This is a genomic window from Mycobacterium sp. P4_H6 (assembly GCF_056400845.1).
In genome coordinates, this window is sequence record NZ_JBFUKN010000075.1 from 1 (window position 1) to 16552 (window position 16552).

The 16552-nt window shown below is 67.3% G+C and carries 16 protein-coding genes; 11 read left to right on the top strand and 5 right to left on the bottom strand.

From position 1 onward, the window contains the following. From AC1DTF_RS24525 to AC1DTF_RS24535, 3 genes are all read left to right on the top strand, one after another. Window positions 1-490 (top strand): thiolase family protein (locus AC1DTF_RS24525; RefSeq protein WP_477475965.1); only part of this gene is annotated, 490 nt, incomplete at its 5' end. Further along, window positions 487-1284 carry a crotonase/enoyl-CoA hydratase family protein gene (locus tag AC1DTF_RS24530; protein WP_057165736.1) on the top strand — a complete coding sequence of 266 codons (798 nt, stop codon included), beginning with the start codon at window positions 487-489 and terminating at the stop codon, window positions 1282-1284. The genes AC1DTF_RS24525 and AC1DTF_RS24530, both read left to right, overlap by 4 nt. A gap of 2 nt (window positions 1285-1286) precedes the next feature. Further along, window positions 1287-2429: an acyl-CoA dehydrogenase family protein gene (locus AC1DTF_RS24535; protein ID WP_057165737.1), complete on the top strand. Its 1143-nt coding sequence runs from the start codon at window positions 1287-1289 to the stop codon at window positions 2427-2429. Between the two features lie 59 nt (window positions 2430-2488). Here the strand turns inward: AC1DTF_RS24535 and AC1DTF_RS24540 are convergent, their stop codons facing one another. Next, entirely contained in the window at window positions 2489-3259 is a 771-nt protein-coding gene (locus AC1DTF_RS24540) for a fasciclin domain-containing protein (RefSeq protein ID WP_477475966.1), read from the bottom strand. Between the two features lie 146 nt (window positions 3260-3405). After that, the gene (locus AC1DTF_RS24545; protein WP_057165739.1) at window positions 3406-4677 is read right to left on the bottom strand and encodes an MFS transporter; all 1272 of its coding nucleotides are present in this window, start codon (window positions 4675-4677) and stop codon (window positions 3406-3408) included. Between the two features lie 80 nt (window positions 4678-4757). On the opposite strand from AC1DTF_RS24545, the gene AC1DTF_RS24550 reads away from it, so the two are divergent. From AC1DTF_RS24550 to AC1DTF_RS24565, 4 genes are read left to right on the top strand one after another with little or no spacing between them, the layout of a single operon-like run. Further along, window positions 4758-5714 carry a GlxA family transcriptional regulator gene (locus AC1DTF_RS24550; protein WP_477475967.1) on the top strand — a complete coding sequence of 319 codons (957 nt, stop codon included), beginning with the start codon at window positions 4758-4760 and terminating at the stop codon, window positions 5712-5714. A gap of 5 nt (window positions 5715-5719) precedes the next feature. Then, the gene (locus AC1DTF_RS24555) at window positions 5720-6241 is read left to right on the top strand and encodes a gamma carbonic anhydrase family protein (protein ID WP_200962060.1); all 522 of its coding nucleotides are present in this window, start codon (window positions 5720-5722) and stop codon (window positions 6239-6241) included. Window positions 6242-6279: 38 nt separating this feature from the next. Next, on the top strand, window positions 6280-7407 hold the full coding sequence (locus tag AC1DTF_RS24560; protein ID WP_477475968.1) for an NAD(P)H-binding protein: 1128 nt from the start codon (window positions 6280-6282) through the stop codon (window positions 7405-7407). Beyond that, complete coding sequence (locus AC1DTF_RS24565) at window positions 7404-8126, top strand: lysostaphin resistance A-like protein (protein ID WP_477475969.1); 723 nt, start codon at window positions 7404-7406, stop codon at window positions 8124-8126. Before AC1DTF_RS24560 ends, AC1DTF_RS24565 begins: the two co-directional genes overlap by 4 nt. Window positions 8127-8138: 12 nt before the next feature. Here AC1DTF_RS24565 and tet(V) read toward each other — a convergent pair whose 3' ends face one another. Continuing rightward, entirely contained in the window at window positions 8139-9401 is a 1263-nt protein-coding gene (tet(V), locus tag AC1DTF_RS24570) for a tetracycline efflux MFS transporter Tet(V) (protein WP_477475970.1), read from the bottom strand. Between the two features lie 58 nt (window positions 9402-9459). Beyond that, window positions 9460-10254 (bottom strand): enoyl-CoA hydratase, encoded by a 795-nt coding sequence (locus AC1DTF_RS24575; protein WP_057165744.1) that lies wholly within the window; start codon window positions 10252-10254, stop codon window positions 9460-9462. 113 nt (window positions 10255-10367) lie between these two features. On the opposite strand from AC1DTF_RS24575, the gene AC1DTF_RS24580 reads away from it, so the two are divergent. Genes AC1DTF_RS24580 through AC1DTF_RS24590 form a run of 3 tightly spaced genes read left to right on the top strand, consistent with a single transcriptional unit; the run spans window position 10368 to window position 13249 of the window. Continuing rightward, entirely contained in the window at window positions 10368-11450 is a 1083-nt protein-coding gene (locus AC1DTF_RS24580) for a CaiB/BaiF CoA transferase family protein (RefSeq protein ID WP_477475971.1), read from the top strand. Between the two features lie 33 nt (window positions 11451-11483). After that, window positions 11484-12239 (top strand): 3-hydroxyacyl-CoA dehydrogenase, encoded by a 756-nt coding sequence (locus AC1DTF_RS24585; RefSeq protein ID WP_477475972.1) that lies wholly within the window; start codon window positions 11484-11486, stop codon window positions 12237-12239. 8 nt (window positions 12240-12247) lie between these two features. Next, entirely contained in the window at window positions 12248-13249 is a 1002-nt protein-coding gene (locus AC1DTF_RS24590) for an NAD(P)H-dependent flavin oxidoreductase (protein ID WP_477475973.1), read from the top strand. Window positions 13250-13341: 92 nt separating this feature from the next. Here the strand turns inward: AC1DTF_RS24590 and AC1DTF_RS24595 are convergent, their stop codons facing one another. Further along, window positions 13342-14913 carry an HNH endonuclease signature motif containing protein gene (locus AC1DTF_RS24595; protein WP_477475974.1) on the bottom strand — a complete coding sequence of 524 codons (1572 nt, stop codon included), beginning with the start codon at window positions 14911-14913 and terminating at the stop codon, window positions 13342-13344. Window positions 14914-15219: 306 nt separating this feature from the next. Here AC1DTF_RS24595 and AC1DTF_RS24600 point away from each other — a divergent pair, with 306 nt between their 5' ends. Beyond that, a complete protein-coding gene (locus tag AC1DTF_RS24600; protein ID WP_477475975.1) occupies window positions 15220-16437 on the top strand; it encodes an IS110 family RNA-guided transposase in 1218 nt (405 codons plus the stop codon). Window positions 16438-16552: the final 115 nt, after the last annotated feature.

Below are 16552 nucleotides of genomic sequence, written 5' to 3' on the forward strand. Positions count from 1 at the left end.
GATCAAGCCGGCCTTCAAGGAGGACGGTGTGATCCACGCCGGCAACTCCAGCCAGATCTCCGACGGTTCGGCCGCACTGCTGATCACCTCGGCGGAGAAGGCAAAAGAGCTGGGCCTCAAGCCCCTTGCCAAGGTGCACACCGCGGTGCTCGCGGGCGCCGACCCGGTCATCATGCTGACCGCGCCGATCCCGGCCACCCAGAAGGCGCTGGCCAAATCCGGCCTGACCGTCGATCAGATCGGTGTCTTCGAGGTCAACGAGGCGTTCGCGCCGGTGCCGCTGGCGTGGCTGAAGGACATCGGGGCCGACGAGAGCCGGCTGAACCCCAACGGCGGCGCCATCGCCCTGGGCCACCCGCTCGGCGGGTCCGGTGCGCGGATCCTGACCACGCTGCTCTACCACATGCGGGACAACAACATTCAGTACGGACTGCAGACCATGTGTGAAGGTGGCGGTCAGGCGAACGCGACCATCCTGGAACTGCTGTGACCTCGGCCGAGGCGCCTGGCGCGCTCACCGAGCGGCGCGGGAACGTCCTGATCATCACGATCAACCGGCCCGAGGCCCGCAACGCCGTCAACGCGGCGGTGTCCATCGGTGTCGGCGACGCTCTGCAGGCCGCGCAGGAGGATCCGGAGGTCCGGGCGATCGTGCTCACCGGCGCCGGGGACAAGTCGTTCTGCGCCGGTGCCGATCTGAAGGCGATCTCGCGCGGGGAGAACCTGTTCCACCCGGATCACCCGGAGTGGGGCTTCGCCGGGTACGTGCGGCACTTCGTCGACAAGCCGACCATCGCCGCGGTCAACGGCACCGCACTGGGCGGCGGCACCGAACTGGCCCTGGCCAGTGACCTGGTGGTCGCCGAGGAGCGCGCCAAATTCGGTCTGCCCGAGGTGAAGCGCGGTCTGATCGCCGGCGCCGGCGGGGTGTTCCGCATCGTGCAGCAGCTGCCGCAGAAGCTGGCGCTGGAGCTGGTGTACACCGGCGAACCGCTGTCTTCGGCGGATGCGCTCAAGTGGGGCCTGATCAACAAGGTGGTGCCGGACGGCACCGTCGTCGACGCCGCACTGGAACTGGCCGAACGCATTGCGGTCAACGCGCCGTTGGCCGTTCGGGCCAGCAAGCGGGTGTCCTACGGCGCGATCGACGGCGTCGTCGCCGCCGACGAGCCGTTCTGGAAACAGACCTTCGGCGAGTTCGCCACCCTTCTCAAGACCGAAGACGCACAAGAGGGACCGATGGCTTTCGCGCAGAAGCGCGAGCCGGTCTGGAAAGCGAAGTAACAGTGAAGAGACTGGTTTTCGAAACCGAGCACGAGCAGCTTCGGGAGACTGCCAAGCAGTTCCTGGAGAAGGAGTGTCTGCCCAACGTCGAGAAATGGGAGGCCGACCGCCTCGTCGCCCGCGAAGCGTATGTGGCAGCAGGCAATTACGGCCTGATCGGGTTCAACATGCCCGAGGAGTACGGCGGCGGCGGAGTCGACGACTTCCGGTTCAACGCGGTGATCGTCGAGGAGTTCTCCAAGTTCGGGCTGGCCTGCCCGGGTGTCAGCCTGCAGAACGACATCGTGGGCCCGTACTTCAAGAACCTGGCCACCAAGGAGCAGCTGGAGCGCTGGATGCCCGGCTTCGCCAGCGGAGAGCTGATCGGCGCGATCGCCATGAGCGAGCCCGGCGCGGGCAGCGACCTCGCCGGCATCAAGACCACCGCGGTACGCGACGGCGACGACTTCATCATCAACGGATCGAAGACGTTCATCTCGGCCGGTATCAACTCCGACCTGGTGGTCGTGGTGGCGCGCACCGACCCGGAAGCCGGTCACAAGGGCTTCTCACTGCTGGTGGTGGAGCGCGACACCCCGGGCTTCACCCGAGGCCGCAAGCTGGACAAGATGGGCCAGCACGCCGCCGACACCTCCGAGCTGAACTTCGAGGACGTCCGCGTCCCCGCGGCCAACCTGCTCGGCACCGAGGGCAAGGGTTTCTACCATCTGATGGAGAACCTGCCGTCCGAGCGCCTGTCCATCGCCATCGCCGGTGTCGCCGGGGCGCGCGCCACGTTCAACGAGACGCTGCAATACGTCAAGGACCGCAAGGCATTCGGGCAGCCGATCGGCAGCTTCCAGAACAGCCGCTTCGTGATGGCCGAGCTGGACACCGAACTCGACATCGCCGAGCAGTACGTCGACCGGTGCCTGCGCGCCGTCGTCGACGGTGAACTGACCGCGGTGCAGGCCTCCAAGGCCAAGTGGTGGTGCACCGAGCTCGGCAAGAAGGTCGTCGACTCCTGCCTGCAGCTGCACGGCGGCTACGGCTACATGAACGAGTACCGCGTGGCCAAGGATTACGTCGATGTGCGCATCCAGACGATCTACGGTGGCACCACCGAGATCATGAAGGAGATCATCGGCCGCGATCTGGGTCTGTAAGTCCCACAACGCAAGAACGGCGCCCACTCAGAAGAGTGGGCGCCGTTTTTGCGTATGAACTAGCCGGCGGGTGCAGGCGCCGTCACCGTGACGGTCTGGGTGGCCGTCGCAGGCGTCTCGGCAGCCCCGGACGTCGGCGCGGCCGACGTCGTGGTCTCGGTGGCGGACGTGGTCGACGTGGTGCTGGTCGTCGAGGTGCTGGTGGTGACCGGGGTCGGCGCCGCGGCCGGGTCCAGCACGGTGTCGATGATGTAGACGCGCATGTGGTCCGCGCCGATACCGCCGCACTCGACCTTGGCGTCGTTGACCGTGATGTCGCCGCCGCTGCCCTTGACGATCACCGGCTTACCCTGCTGGGTGTAGATGGTGCCCTCGATATCGTCGGGGCCGAGGATGCCGAGCGCCATGTGGTAGTACACCAGCGCGGTCAGTGCGACCGGGTCGGTCTTGAGCGACTCCAGCTTCTCGGGCGGCAGTTTCGCGAACGCCGCATCGCTGGGCGCGAACACGATGTACGGGCCGTTGTCGAGCACGGCGGCCACGTTCACCTCCGGGTTCACCTGGCCGGAGATGGCGTTGCTGAAGGTCGAGATCGCCGGGATGCTCGCCAGTGCGGTCGAGGACTGCGCCTTGGCCAGGCCGGTCAGCGAACCGGGGCCGGTGGCCTCGGACTTCACGGTGGCGTCACACGTGGGGCCCTTCGGTTCTGCGATCACCATCTGGGGGGTGGTGGTGGGATCGTCGGCGTGAGCCGTCACGGTGGTTCCTGCGAAAACGATGGCCGACGATGCGACCATGACGCCGAAGAGCTTGCCGGTGCGAGCGTGCACGTGTTTTTCCTCCCGCTCATGACTGGGTCGGCGCGTCTCAAGCGGGGACGCGGCTGACCGGTTTGTTGAAAGCCTCGGTTTCAAAGCCTCTGGCGTCCCCGCGGCGCCGGATGAATCGTATGCGTCCTGGTGAGCGCAGCCAAATGCTACGGAACCGGCACTACCGGCCTGCGCACTCCGGCGCAGAGCAGCGCGGCCCCGAAACACAACCCGGCGGCAAGGTAAAACGCCAGGTCATAGGTGCCTTGGAGATCCCGGATCCAGCCCGCGCCGGCCGCTGCGATCGCCGCTCCTAGCTGGTGTGAGGCGAACACCCAGCCGAACACGATGGGCGAGCGGGTTCCGAAGAAATCGCGGCACAGCACGATCGTCGGCGGCACGGTCGCCACCCAGTCCAGCCCGTAGAAGATGATGAACACCCATGTGCCCGGCTCGGCGTTCGGGGAGAGCAGCGACGGCAGCAACAGCAGTGAGACACCGCGCCCGGCGTAGTAGACGCACAGCAGCAGGCGCGGATCCACCCGGTCGGTGAGCCAGCCCGAGAAGATGGTCCCGGCCACGTCCAGGACGCCGATGGTGGCCAGCAGGCCGGCCGCCAGCGTGGTGGGCATGCCGTGGTCGTTGGCCGCCGGGATGAAATGCGTGCCGATGAGGCCGTTGGTGGTCATCCCGCAGATCGCGAAGCTGGCGGCGAGCAGCCAGAACGCGCGGGAGCGCAACCCGATGCGCAGCCCGTCGAAGGCGGCGCTGAAGGTGCCCGTCGGCAGCACGGTGGGCTCGGATGCGCCGGGATCGGACGGGTCGGCGCCGTACGCGGTCAGTCCGATGTCCTGCGGACGGTTGCGCATGAACACCGCCACCAGCGGCACCACGGCCAGCGCGGCGGCGGCCACGATGAGCGATGCCCAGCGCCAGCCGTGCCGGGTGGTCACCTCGGCCACCACGGGCAGGAAGATCAGTTGTCCGGTGGCGCTGGCGGCGGTCAGCACACCGGTGACCAGGCCGCGCCGGGCCTCGAACCACCGGGTGGCCACCGTCGCGACGAATCCCATCGAGATGGCGCCGGTCCCGATGCCGACGAGCACACCCCACAAGAGCACCAGCTGCCAGCTGGCGGTCATGACGACGCTGAGCGCCGAGCCTGCGGCGATCAGCACGAGCGCGCCGGACAGCACCGGCCGGACACCGAAGCGGTCCATCAGTGCGGCGGCGAACGGGGCGGTGAGGCCGTAGAGCGTCATGTTGACGGCCATCGCCACGCCGACGGTGCCGTGCGACCAGCCGAACTCGTGGTGCAGCGGGTTCATCATCACCCCGGGCACCGACCTGAAGGCGGCGGCGCCGAGGATCGCGACGAAGCTGACGCCGGCCACGACCCATGACCAATGCAGGCGGCCGCGGGCGCGCAGAAGTGTCATGGGTCGATGTTCGCCGTTCCCGAAGGTGCCGCCTAGTGGCATAAACGACAGCACTCATCAAAAACGTGCCAAACTGGGGTATGCACCGCGTGACCGTCCTGCTGTTGCCGCCGGTAGTCGGCTTCGACGCCACCATCGCGCCGACGCTGTTCGGCCAGGCGGAGGGACCGGATGGCGCCCCGCTCTACGCGGTCACGGTGTGTTCCCTCGGTTCCGGGCCGGTGCCGACGATCAACGGCTTCTCGATGACCGCGACAGCCGGCCCCGAGGCCCTGGCCTCCGCGGACACCGTCGTCATCCCCGGTACCCGATACGCACCCGCCCGCATCGACGGCACGCTGGAACCCGAGGTCGCGGCCGCGCTGCGCACCATCCGGCCCGGCACCCGGGTGGTGTCCATCTGTACCGGCGCGTTCGTACTGGCCGCCGCCGGGCTGCTGGACGGGCGGCCGGCGACCACGCACTGGCGCTTCGCCGACACGCTGCGCGCGCTGTTTCCCAGCGTGCTGGTCGACGAGAACGTGCTGTTCGTCGATGACGGCGATGTGCTCACCTCGGCGGGGCTGGCCGCCGGGATCGACCTGTGCCTGCACATCATCCGGTCCGATCACGGCACCCAGGTCGCCAACGAGGTGGCCCGCTACTGCGTGGTGCCCCCGTGGCGGGAGGGCGGTCAGGCGCAGTTCATCGACCGGCAGGTGCCGGTCGCCGATCACGCCTCCACCGCCGCCACCCGGGAGTGGGCGCTGGCCCATCTCGACGAGGAACTGACGGTGCAGGCGCTGGCCCGGCACGCCCACATGAGTCCGCGCACCTTCAATCGCCGCTTCCGCGCGGAAACCGGTGAGGCGCCGGGCAGTTGGATTCGCAACCGGCGCATCGACCGGGCGCGGGAGCTCCTGGAGTCGCGGGATCTGCCCGTCGATGAGGTCGCGCGGCTGTCCGGGCTGGGCACCGGCGGCAACCTGCGTCACCATCTGCGCCGCGGCGTCGGCATGTCCCCGTCCAGTTATCGCAAGGTGTATCAGGGCGTCTAGTTACGATGACGGCCATGCCTGAACCGCTGATCATCCCCATCCAGGGCCGCGCCCCGCAGTTGCACGCCGAATCGTGGGTGGCGCCGAACGCCAGTGTGATCGGTCCGGTGACGCTGGCCGCCAAGGTCAGCGTCTGGTACAACGCCACCTTGCGTGCCGAGTTCGAACCCATCGAGATCGGGTTCGGCTCCAACCTCCAGGATGGTGTCACTGCTCACGTTGATCCGGGTTTTCCGCTGCGCGTCGGCAGCGGTGTGAGCGTCGGTCACAACGCGGTGCTGCACGGGTGCACCATCGAGGACGACTGCCTGATCGGGATGGGCGCGATCGTGCTCAACGGGGCGGTCATCGGCGCAGGATCGCTGGTGGGGGCGGGTGCGGTGGTCCCGCAGGGCGCCGTCATCCCGCCCGGTTCGCTGGTCGCCGGGGTGCCGGGCAAGGTGCGCCGCGACCTCAGCGAGGACGAGAAAGCGGGCAACAAACTGAACGCGCAGGTGTATCAGGGGCTCATCGAGCTGCACCGCTAGTCCGGTTTCGTCCGCGCCGGCGTGGGTACGTTGGGGCTATGCGGATCCTGTTGACGGGTGCCACCGGTTACATCGGCTCGCGCCTCGTCACCGAACTGCTCGAGGCCGGCCACGAAGTCGTGGTGACCAGCCGAAACCCCGCGCGGCTGGGGGAGTACGGCTGGTTCGACGACGTCACCGTCGTCGCGATGGACGCTCGCGAATCCGAGTCCACCGCAGTGGCTTTCGAGTTGGCCGGCCAGATCGATGTGGTGTACTACCTGCTGCACGGCATCGGGGAATCCGGTTTCCGGGAATCCGACAACCGCGCCGCGGCCAATGTCGCCGAATCGGCCCGGGCCGCCGGGGTGCACCGCATCGTCTACCTGGGTGGATTCGTCCCGGGCGGTGAGACGCTGTCCGACCATCTGGCCGGGCGCGCCGAGGTGGCCGAGGCCCTGCACGTCGACGGCGGCGCCGAGGTCGTCTGGCTGGGCGCCGCGTTGATCATCGGCGCGGGGTCGACGTCGTTCGAGATCCTGCGCTATGTCAGCGATCGGTTCCCGGTGCTGCCGCTGCCGAGCTGGATGTCCAATCCGATCGATCCGATCTCGATCCGCGATGTGCTGTATTACCTTGTGGCCGCGGCAGACTCGGATCGTGTCCCGGCCGGTTCCTATGACATCAGCGGCACGGAGACCACCACCTACCGTGACTTGATCGCCAGCTACGCGCGGTTGAACGGCAACTGGCAGTTCGAGGTCCCGGTCGGCGGTGTGCCCACCGGGCTGGTCTCGCTGGTCTCGGCCGCGGTGCTGCCGGTGCCCGGCGGGCTGACCGCGGATCTGACTGCCTCCCTTGACTATCCGATGACCGCCAACGGTAACGGGCTGCGCGATCTGGTGCCCGATCCCGACGGTGGTCTGTTGAGCATCGACGACGCCATCCAGCGGGCACTGGCCATGCACCCGCGCCGTCCGGTCAACAACCTGGCCGATTCCCATCACCTCGCCGACACCGACCCGGATTGGGCCGGCGGCGACACCGCCCGCATCCGGCAGCTGACACCGTGGATCGCCAGACCGGCGTTGTCCATGCTGACGCCGCTGCCGGGCCCCGCCAGAGCAGCGGTGCGCACCGGCCTCGACGCGCTGGCGGATCTGGCGGCGAAAGTCGATCCGCGATGACAGGGCCCGTGACCCCGCCGACAAGTTGGACCGGTGAGCTGCGCAGGATCGCAGCCAGGAAGGCGCCACCTTTCAACGAGGCGCCCGCGGTGATCGGCAGACGCAAATTCGTGGTCGGCGCCGTGCTTTTGATCGGTGCCGCATTGCTCGGCTATTCCTTGAGCCGGCCGCCCGGAGACGACACGTTCGTCTGGCTCACCCTCGCGCTGGCCGGTGTGTGGGCCACGGGAGCATTTCTCTCCGGGCCATTGCACATGGGGCACGTCGATTTCCGCGGACGGGACCGGCGTCCGGTCATCACCGGGACGGCGATCGGGCTGGGGCTCGGGGCGGTGTTCGTGCTCGGCGGCTTGGTGGCGCGCGAAATCCCGGGCATCAACGACTACATCCGCGATGTCTTGCAGTACTCGAACGCCGGCCCGCTGTACCTGATCGTCTTCATCACGGTGATCAACGGACTCGCGGAGGAGATGTTCTTCCGCGGCTCGCTGTACACGGCGCTGCTCAAGCACCATCCGGTGGCCGCCTCCACCGTGTTGTACGTGATTGCCACAGCGGCCACCACGGGTAATCCGATGCTCGGTTTCGCCGCGATCATCCTTGGCTCCGTCTGTGCGGTCTTACGCCGCGCGACCGGCGGGGTGCTGGCGCCCATGCTTGTCCATTTCTTCTGGGGCCTGGTGATGGTGCTGGCGCTGCCGCCCATCTTCGGTGTCTGACTTCGGATTTCGCTAAGCGTCGAGCGGGTGCTCGATCTCGTCGCGGTACATCCGGGCAGCGAAATAGGCAATCAGTCCCAGGAATACCGGGCCGACGCCGGCCACCAGGTAGATGGTCTCGATCGAGATCACCTTGGACAACGGCCCGGCCAGCGCCATAGACACCGGCATGAACACCAGCGACACGAAGAAATCCAGGCTCGATACCCGGCCCAGCATCGCGGACGGCACCCGGCGCTGCAGGAGCGTGCCCCAGATGACCATGGCCGCGCCCGAGGTCACGCCGATGATGAAGGACGCCGTGGCCATCAACGGAAACGATGATGTGTACCCGATGGCGACGATCGGCAGATTGCCCAGGCCCCAGCACACCATCAACACCGTCATGTAGCGCTTCGGCAGCCGCCACGACGACACCGCCAGCGCGCCGACCGCGCTGCCGAGACCGAACGCGGCCAGCACGAACCCGAAGATCCGTTCGCCGTGCTCGAAACGCGCATTGGTGATGAACGGCAGCAGCACTTCGATCGGGCCCATGATGAGCAGGATGAAACCGCTGGCGAACAACAGGGTGGCCAGCAGCCAGGGCGTGCGCACCATGAAGACGAAACCCTCGCGCAGGTCGGTGAGGACATGCGGTTTCTGGTGTTCGGATACCACCCGCTGCACGACGGGACGCGTCGCGATCAGCAGCGTGAGACCGACGCCGAAGAGCACCGCGCAGATGACCAGACCGACGGTGGGGAAGGTGGCGCCGATCAGCAGACCGGCCGCTGCCGGGCCGATGGCCTGCTGCAGCGTCGGGCGCATGACGCCCTCAATTCCGTTGGCCGCCAGCAGTTGCTCGGGCGGCAGCAGCCGCGGCAGGTAGGCGCTGTAGGCCGGAAAGAAGAACGCCGCCGCAATGCCGAGGGCCGCCGAGGCGACCGCCATGTGCCACAGCCGCAGCGCGTCGAGCAGCCCGAGCACCGCCACCGAGGTCACTGCGGCGGTGTTGACCGCCTCGACCAGGATGATGATGCGGCGCTGCGGAAACCGGTCCGCGGCGATGCCGCCCACGAGGACGAACGCCACCAGGCCGACGGCCATGCACGCCGCGACCAGGGACAGCGCTGCCGGGTCGTTGCTGAGGGCGATGACCTGCAGCGCCATCACCACGGTCCACATGCCGGTGGCGAAGATCGACAGCGCGACGGCGGCGACCAGCAGGCGGTAATCGCGGATCTTGAAGGGTGCGAGTACGCGCCAGCCGCCGGCGTCCAATTGCGTACTCACCCATAGATGGTCGCCGACGGATGGCCTGTCAGTCCATTGATTTTCCGGGCACGCGAGGTCAGGAGTCGGTGAAGGTGGCCTGCCTGCCGTCCTGGAACGCCTTGGTGCCTTCGGCGAAATCCGGGGAGGTCAGCAGGATCAGCTGGCCCTCACGCTCACGCCCGATCGCTGCTTCCAGCTCGGTGAGAGTCGCATCGTTGATGGCCTGTTTGGTCTTGCGCAAGGCGACGGCCGGTCCGCCGGCCAGGGTGCCGAGCACCTTGGCCACGGCCGCGTCGAGGTCCTCCGGGGCGTGCACCGAGGTGACCAGACCCCAGTCGTAGGCCTCGGCCGCGGTGATGCGTTCGGCCAGCAGCGCCATCCGCTGCGCGCGGATCCGGCCTACCGCCGCCGCGATCAGCGCCGACGCGCCGCCGTCGGGCATCAGCCCGATCTTGGTGAAGGCCAGCATGAAAAACGCCTTCTCCGAGGCGAGTACGACGTCACAGGCGATGGCCAGCGATACGCCGACGCCGGCGGCCGGGCCCTGCACCACCGAGACGACGGGTTTGGGCAGCGCAACGATGGAACGCACCGCCCGGTTGGCGGCGTCGAGCACCACCTCGGGGCCGTTGACGGATTTCGCGGACACATCCTCGGCGCTGATACCGGCGCCCGAGCTGAAACCGCGGCCCGCGCCGGACAACTTCACGACGCGGACCGCGGGATCTGTGGCGGCCGTCTCCAGGGCGTCGGCGATACCGGTCAGCATGGCCTCCGACAGCGAGTTCAGGCTGTCGGGCCGGTTCAGGGTCACCGCCAGCACGCCATCGGCGAGCTCCACGGTCAACTGATCGATGCTGCGATACGTCATCTGTACGCCCTCAGGTTTGGCGGGTAGGTGACCCGCGGCCGGTCGACTTGGTTATACAAGTAAGCTATGTCGGCGGTCAACTACTCGGTACTCAACGGCGAAGGACGGTAGGCATGGCGGGACCACTGCAGGGTTTGCGAGTCGTGGAATTGGCCGGCATCGGCCCCGGCCCGCACGCGGCCATGATTCTGGGAGATCTGGGCGCCGAGGTGGTGCGCGTCGATCGCCCCACGGCCAAGAACGGCGCGATCTCGGACGCGATGCTGCGCAACCGGCGCTCGGTCACCGCGGACCTGAAATCCGATGAGGGACGCCAATTCGTCCTCGACCTGGTCGCCAAGGCCGATGTGCTGATCGAGGGCTTCCGGCCGGGTGTCACCGAACGCCTGGGCCTGGGGCCCGAGGACTGCGCCAAGGTCAACGAGAAGCTGGTCTACGCCCGGATGACCGGGTGGGGCCAGGAGGGTCCGCGTGCGCTGCAGGCCGGCCATGACATCAACTACATCTCGCTCAACGGTGTGCTGCACGCAATCGGGCGCCAGGGTGAGCGTCCGGTGCCGCCGCTGAACCTGGCCGGCGACTTCGGCGGCGGGTCGATGTTCCTGCTGCTGGGCATCCTTTCGGCGCTGTGGGAGCGGCAGACCTCGGGCAAGGGCCAGGTCGTCGATGCCGCGATGATCGATGGCTCCAGCGTGCTGATCCAGATGATGTGGGCCTTCCGGGCGCAGGGCGTGTGGAGCGACGAGCGCGGAACCAACATGCTCGACACCGGCGCCCCCTACTACGACACCTACGAGACGGCCGACGGCAAGTACTTCGCCATCGGCGCCATCGAGCCGCAGTTCTATGCGGAGTTGCTGGCCAAGCTGGGCCTGGACCCCGACACCCTGCCCGGGCAGAACGACATCAGCCGCTGGGAAGAACTGCGGGCCACCTTCACCGAGGTGTTCAAGACCAAGGACCGCGATGAGTGGGCGGCGATTTTCGCCGGCTCCGATGCCTGTGCGACGCCGGTGCTCGCGTTCGGCGAGGTGCTCGACGAGTCGCACATCGCCGAGCGCTCCACCTTCTACGAGACCCAGCACGGCCTGCAGCCGATGCCGGCCCCGCGCTTCTCGCGCAGTGAGCCGGCCGTGCCGAGCCCGCCGCCGTTGATCGGCGCGGACAACGAGACCGTCCTCAAAGACTGGGCCTGAGAACCCGACCTTCAACGAAAGGAACTGCAGCACGTGGAGATCAAGGATTCGGTAGCGGTCGTCACCGGCGGGGCCTCGGGCCTCGGGCTGGCGACGACCAAGCGACTGCTCGACGCCGGCGCCTCCGTCGTCGTCATCGACCTCAAGGGTGAGGAAGCGGTCGCCGAGCTGGGCGAGCGGGCCAAGTTCGTCGCCGCCAACGTCACCGATGAGGATGCGGTCAGCAAGGCCCTCGATGTGGCCGAGTCGCTCGGCCCGGTGCGTATCAACGTCAACTGCGCCGGCATCGGCAACGCGATCAAGACCCTCGGCAAGGAAGGCCCGTTCCCGCTGGACGGTTTCCGCAAGGTCGTCGAGGTCAACCTGATCGGTACCTTCAACGTGCTGCGGCTGGCCGCCGAGCGCATCGCCAAGACCGAGCCCTTGAAGGGCGAGGAGCGCGGCGTCATCATCAACACCGCGTCGGTCGCGGCGTTCGACGGGCAGATCGGCCAGGCCGCCTACTCGGCGTCCAAGGGCGGCGTTGTCGGGCTGACCCTGCCGGTCGCACGTGACTTGTCGCGCAGCCTGATTCGCGTCTGCACCATCGCGCCGGGTCTGTTCAAGACCCCGCTGCTGGGCTCCCTGCCCGAGGAGGCCCAGAAGTCCCTCGGACAGCAGGTTCCGCACCCGGCACGGCTGGGCGACCCGGACGAGTACGGCGCGCTGGCCGTGCATATCGTGGAAAACCCGATGCTCAACGGTGAGGTCATCCGGCTGGATGGCGCGATCCGCATGGCTCCTAGGTAGGGGAAACAATGTCACTGGTCACCAAGTTCACCGAGGCGTTCGGTGTGGAACATCCGATCGCCCAAGGCGGTATGCAGTGGGTGGGTCGCGCCGAACTCGTCGCGGCCGTCGCGAATGCCGGCGGTCTGGGTTTCATCACCGCGCTGACCCAGCCGACCCCGGCCGACCTGGCCAACGAGATCGCCAAGACCCGCGACCTCACCGACAAGCCGTTCGGCGTCAACCTGACGATCCTGCCGGCCATCAACCCGCCGCCGTATGACGAGTACCGCAAGGTGATCGTCGACGCCGAGGTGAAGATCGTGGAGACCGCGGGATCCAACCCGGCGCCGCACCTGCCGATGTTCCATGACAACGGCATCAAGGTGCTGCACAAGTGCACCTCGGTGCGCCACGCCATCAAGGCGCAGACGCTGGGCGTGGATGGCATCAGCATCGACGGCTTCGAGTGCGCCGGTCACCCGGGCGAGGACGACATCCCGGGCCTGGTGCTGATCCCGGCCGCGGCCAAGGAGATCGAGATCCCGATGATCGCCTCGGGTGGCTTCGGTGATGCGCGCGGCCTGGTCGCCGCGCTGGCACTGGGCGCCGACGGCGTCAACATGGGCACCCGTTTCATGGCCACCGTGGAGTCCTGTATCCACCAGAACGTCAAGGACGCCATCGTGGCGACCGACGAGCGGGGCACCGAGCTGATCTTCCGCAGCCTGCACAACACTGCCCGGGTCGCGAGCAATGTCGTCTCGCGTGAGGTGGTGGACATCCTCAAGGGCGGCGGACAGTTCGAGGACGTCAAGGATCTGGTGGCCGGTGTGCGTGGCCGCAAGGTGTTCGACGACGGCGATGTCGACGCCGGCATCTGGACTGCGGGAACCGTCATGGGCCTGATTCACGACATCCCGTCCGTCGACGAGCTGATCTCGCGGATGGTCAGCGAAGCCGAGGACATCATCATCGGCCGGCTGGCCGACATGGTGAACATCGAAGAGGCGGAGCAGGCCACCGCCTGATCCGGAGTTCCTGACACCGAGAGCACAACCGCCCGGTCGAGGCCGCGAGAATATCGCGGTGTTCGATCGGGCGGTTCTCGTTGCGCCCCACGTCAGAACGGCGGGTCGCTGTTGTTCTCGGCGAGTTCGGCTGCGTTGCGTTGCCGCTCGGCTTTGATCCTTTGTGCACGATCCTGCGCGCGGGTGCGTTTTCGGGTGGGCATCTTGGTATGGCGGTCGGTGTCGTTGATCAGGCTGATGGCGCGTTTTCGTGAAATGGGTGTCTCGATGTTCCAGTGCGGGAACATGATTGCTGCCCCGGGCGCCTTGGTGTAGGTGTGCCCGGTCGGTGCGCTCCATTGGATGCGGCCGTCGGGTTTCGCTGCCGGTTCCCAACCACAGAACGTCTTGATCAAGTGGTGCAGACGGCACAGTGGTGCCAGGTTGCCCGGGTGGGTGGCCCCGGCGGGCCACGGGGTCAGGTGGTCCAGGTCACAGCGGTGGGCGGGCCGGTTGCAGCCCGGGAAGCTGCACGTCATGGCGCGCATGCGCACGAAGGCGGTCAGTGCGGTCGAGGGCCGGTATTGGCGTTCGGCGGGCAGGTCGGCGATCTCGGAGAGCGGCTTCACTTTGGCGCCGGTGGCGACGAGGTCGGCCAGCATGTTGGCGGGGATGATGGCGCCGTCGAGCATCACGCCTGGGCTCGGGTTGCACGCCGCGGGAGGGGTGTTCGCTGCGGGCGCGGCAGGTTCGGATGACGGTGCGTCCCCATCGCCAGGGGCCGCCGACTCCGACTCGGGCGCCACCGGCGCAGTTTCCGGGGTGCCCGTGGTGCCCGGGGTGGTGTGCCGCGGAGACTCTTCGCCGGCGGCGGGCACCTGGTCGGTGAGCACGTAGATGGTGACTGCGCCCGAGCGCGGATCTTTCCCGCTGCCCTCACACCCAGCGTCCCCACACGCGCACGCGAGCCGTTCCAGTTGCGGACCCACCGCACCCAACGCGGCCAACGCCGCGGCACGCAGCTCGCCCCGCGTGCGGGGATCGTTGCCGCAGACGGTGTCGGCCAGATCATTGAGGCGTTTTTCGAGGCTCTTTTTATCGGTGACGCGCAGCCGCCCCCAGAAGGAGGCGACTCCGTTGGGGTCGTCTTTGTCGTCGAATTCGACGTAGAGGTCTTTGGCGTTGCGTTTGGAGCGCACGACTGCTTCGGGGTCGAATTTCTCCACCCACAGGTCGATGGCGCCGATCAGCTGTTTCTCGGAGTGTGCGCCATATTCGCCCGCTTCCCCGGCGATCGCGGTGTCGATCAGCACGAGCGCGTCGTCATCGTCGACGAGGTGGGTGCGCCAGGTGATCGCATCGATCACCGCCATCGAGATCGCGCCTGTGGCGAATAGGGCGGCGGTGCGGGGCAGCCGGTCACGCAGGGCTTGGGCGATGCGCATCTGCTTGGACGCGGCGTGGGTGTTCAGGTTGCAGGCCGCTGCCACCGCGGCCTGCGCCCACGCCCAGCCGTCGATGACCTGATGGGCGATGACGTCATCCTCGTCATCACATTGGCGGGCCACCACCTCACCGATCAACGCCAACCGGTAGGCCGCCACCGACGCCTCGTTCTGGGTCGTCGCCGTCACCGCCGAGATGAGCGCCTCATCGCTCAACTCCGCAATCGCGGCCCGATCCAAGACTTCGAATATGTGTTCGATTTTACCGCGCGACCATGACATTGATGCTGTTAAACGGGTTCGGGTGAGGATGGTCTTGCTCGTTCGCCGCCGGTGATGACCCTGAGTCCGACTGACGCCCTGCTGGGTTGTCTTCCAATTGATTTGTCTCACCGGCGACGTGCGGGCAAGCACCACAACAGCCCTGGTAGGGCGGACATGACTTAATCAGGAGCCTGTCCGCTACCTCATCAATGTCTTGTCTGCCCGCCCTACCGGGTTGTCACCCACCGCAGGTTTCACTGTGCAGGAGAGGACACCACCATCGTGACATCCCCCCGCCGGGTCGTCATCGGCGCCGACACCCATCTGGACACCATCCACATCGCCGCGATCACCGATACCGGGCAACTGCTCAGCGATGCCGAGTTCCGCACCAACCCCACCGGCTACTGGGCGGCGATCTGCTGGGCCCGCAGCTTCGGTGAGATCGTCAGCGTCGGGGTGGAAGGCACCAGCAGCTACGGCGCAGGGCTCACACAAGCATTGCATGCCAACGATATTCACGTCGTTGAAGTCAACCGACCCGACCGTTCCGCCCGCCGCCGTCAAGGTAAATCCGATCCACTGGATGCCTACGCCGCGGCCCGCGCGGTGTTGGCCGGCCACGGCCTGGCCATACCCAAAGACCCCCACACCGGCGCCCTCAAAGCCCTGCTGATCGCCCGCCGCGGCGCGATCAAAGCCCGCACCGCAGCCATCCAGCAGATCAAAGACCTCCTCATCACCGCCCCAGCCGAGCTGCGTGAGCGCTATCGCCGCTACACCACCAACCTGCGGCTGCTCGAAGCGTTAGCGCGCTGCCAACCCACCGCCCAGGAGGACCCGACCTCGGTGGCGGTGCTGATTGCGGCCAAAGCCCTGGCGCAGCGCATCGCGTTCCTCGAGCGCCAAGACCGCGAGCTGACCGCGCAGATCGACACCCTCACGACCGCGCTCAACCCCGCCCTGCGGGCGGCCTACGGCGTCGGCCCTGACACCGCCGCCCAGCTGCTCATCACCGCCGGCACCAATGCTCACCGGCTCCGGTCTGAGGCCGCGTTCGCGATGCTCGCCGGGGCCGCACCAATCCCGGCTTCCTCGGGACAAACCACCCGCCACCGGCTTTCCCGCGGCGGAGACCGAGCCGCCAACAACGCCCTGCACCGCATCGCCCTGGTCCGTTGGTCTCACGACCCACGCACCCGCGACTACGTCGCCCGCCAACTGGCCGCCGGACGATCCAAAAAAGACATCCTGCGCCTACTGAAACGAGCGATCGCCCGCGAGATGTTCACACACCTCACCAAACCGTGCCCGATCGATGACTACAGCGACCTACGTCCCGCCCGCCAAGCCCGAAACATCACCCTCACCGCCGTCGCCAACCACTTCGGACTCTGGCCCACCCAGATCTCGCGACTCGAACGCGGACTCACCCGCAATGACACCCTGGCCGCCAACTACCGCACCTGGCTCAACATTCAACTCATCGACGCTGCTTAAACCCTTGACAGAGATAGGAGCATCAAGTCCCCCGAACCGACATCCGGGCACGAAAAAGGGAAGGCCTTCGCCTTCCCACTCTCAATTTATAGCGCACCCCGGGGCTTGCGGCAAG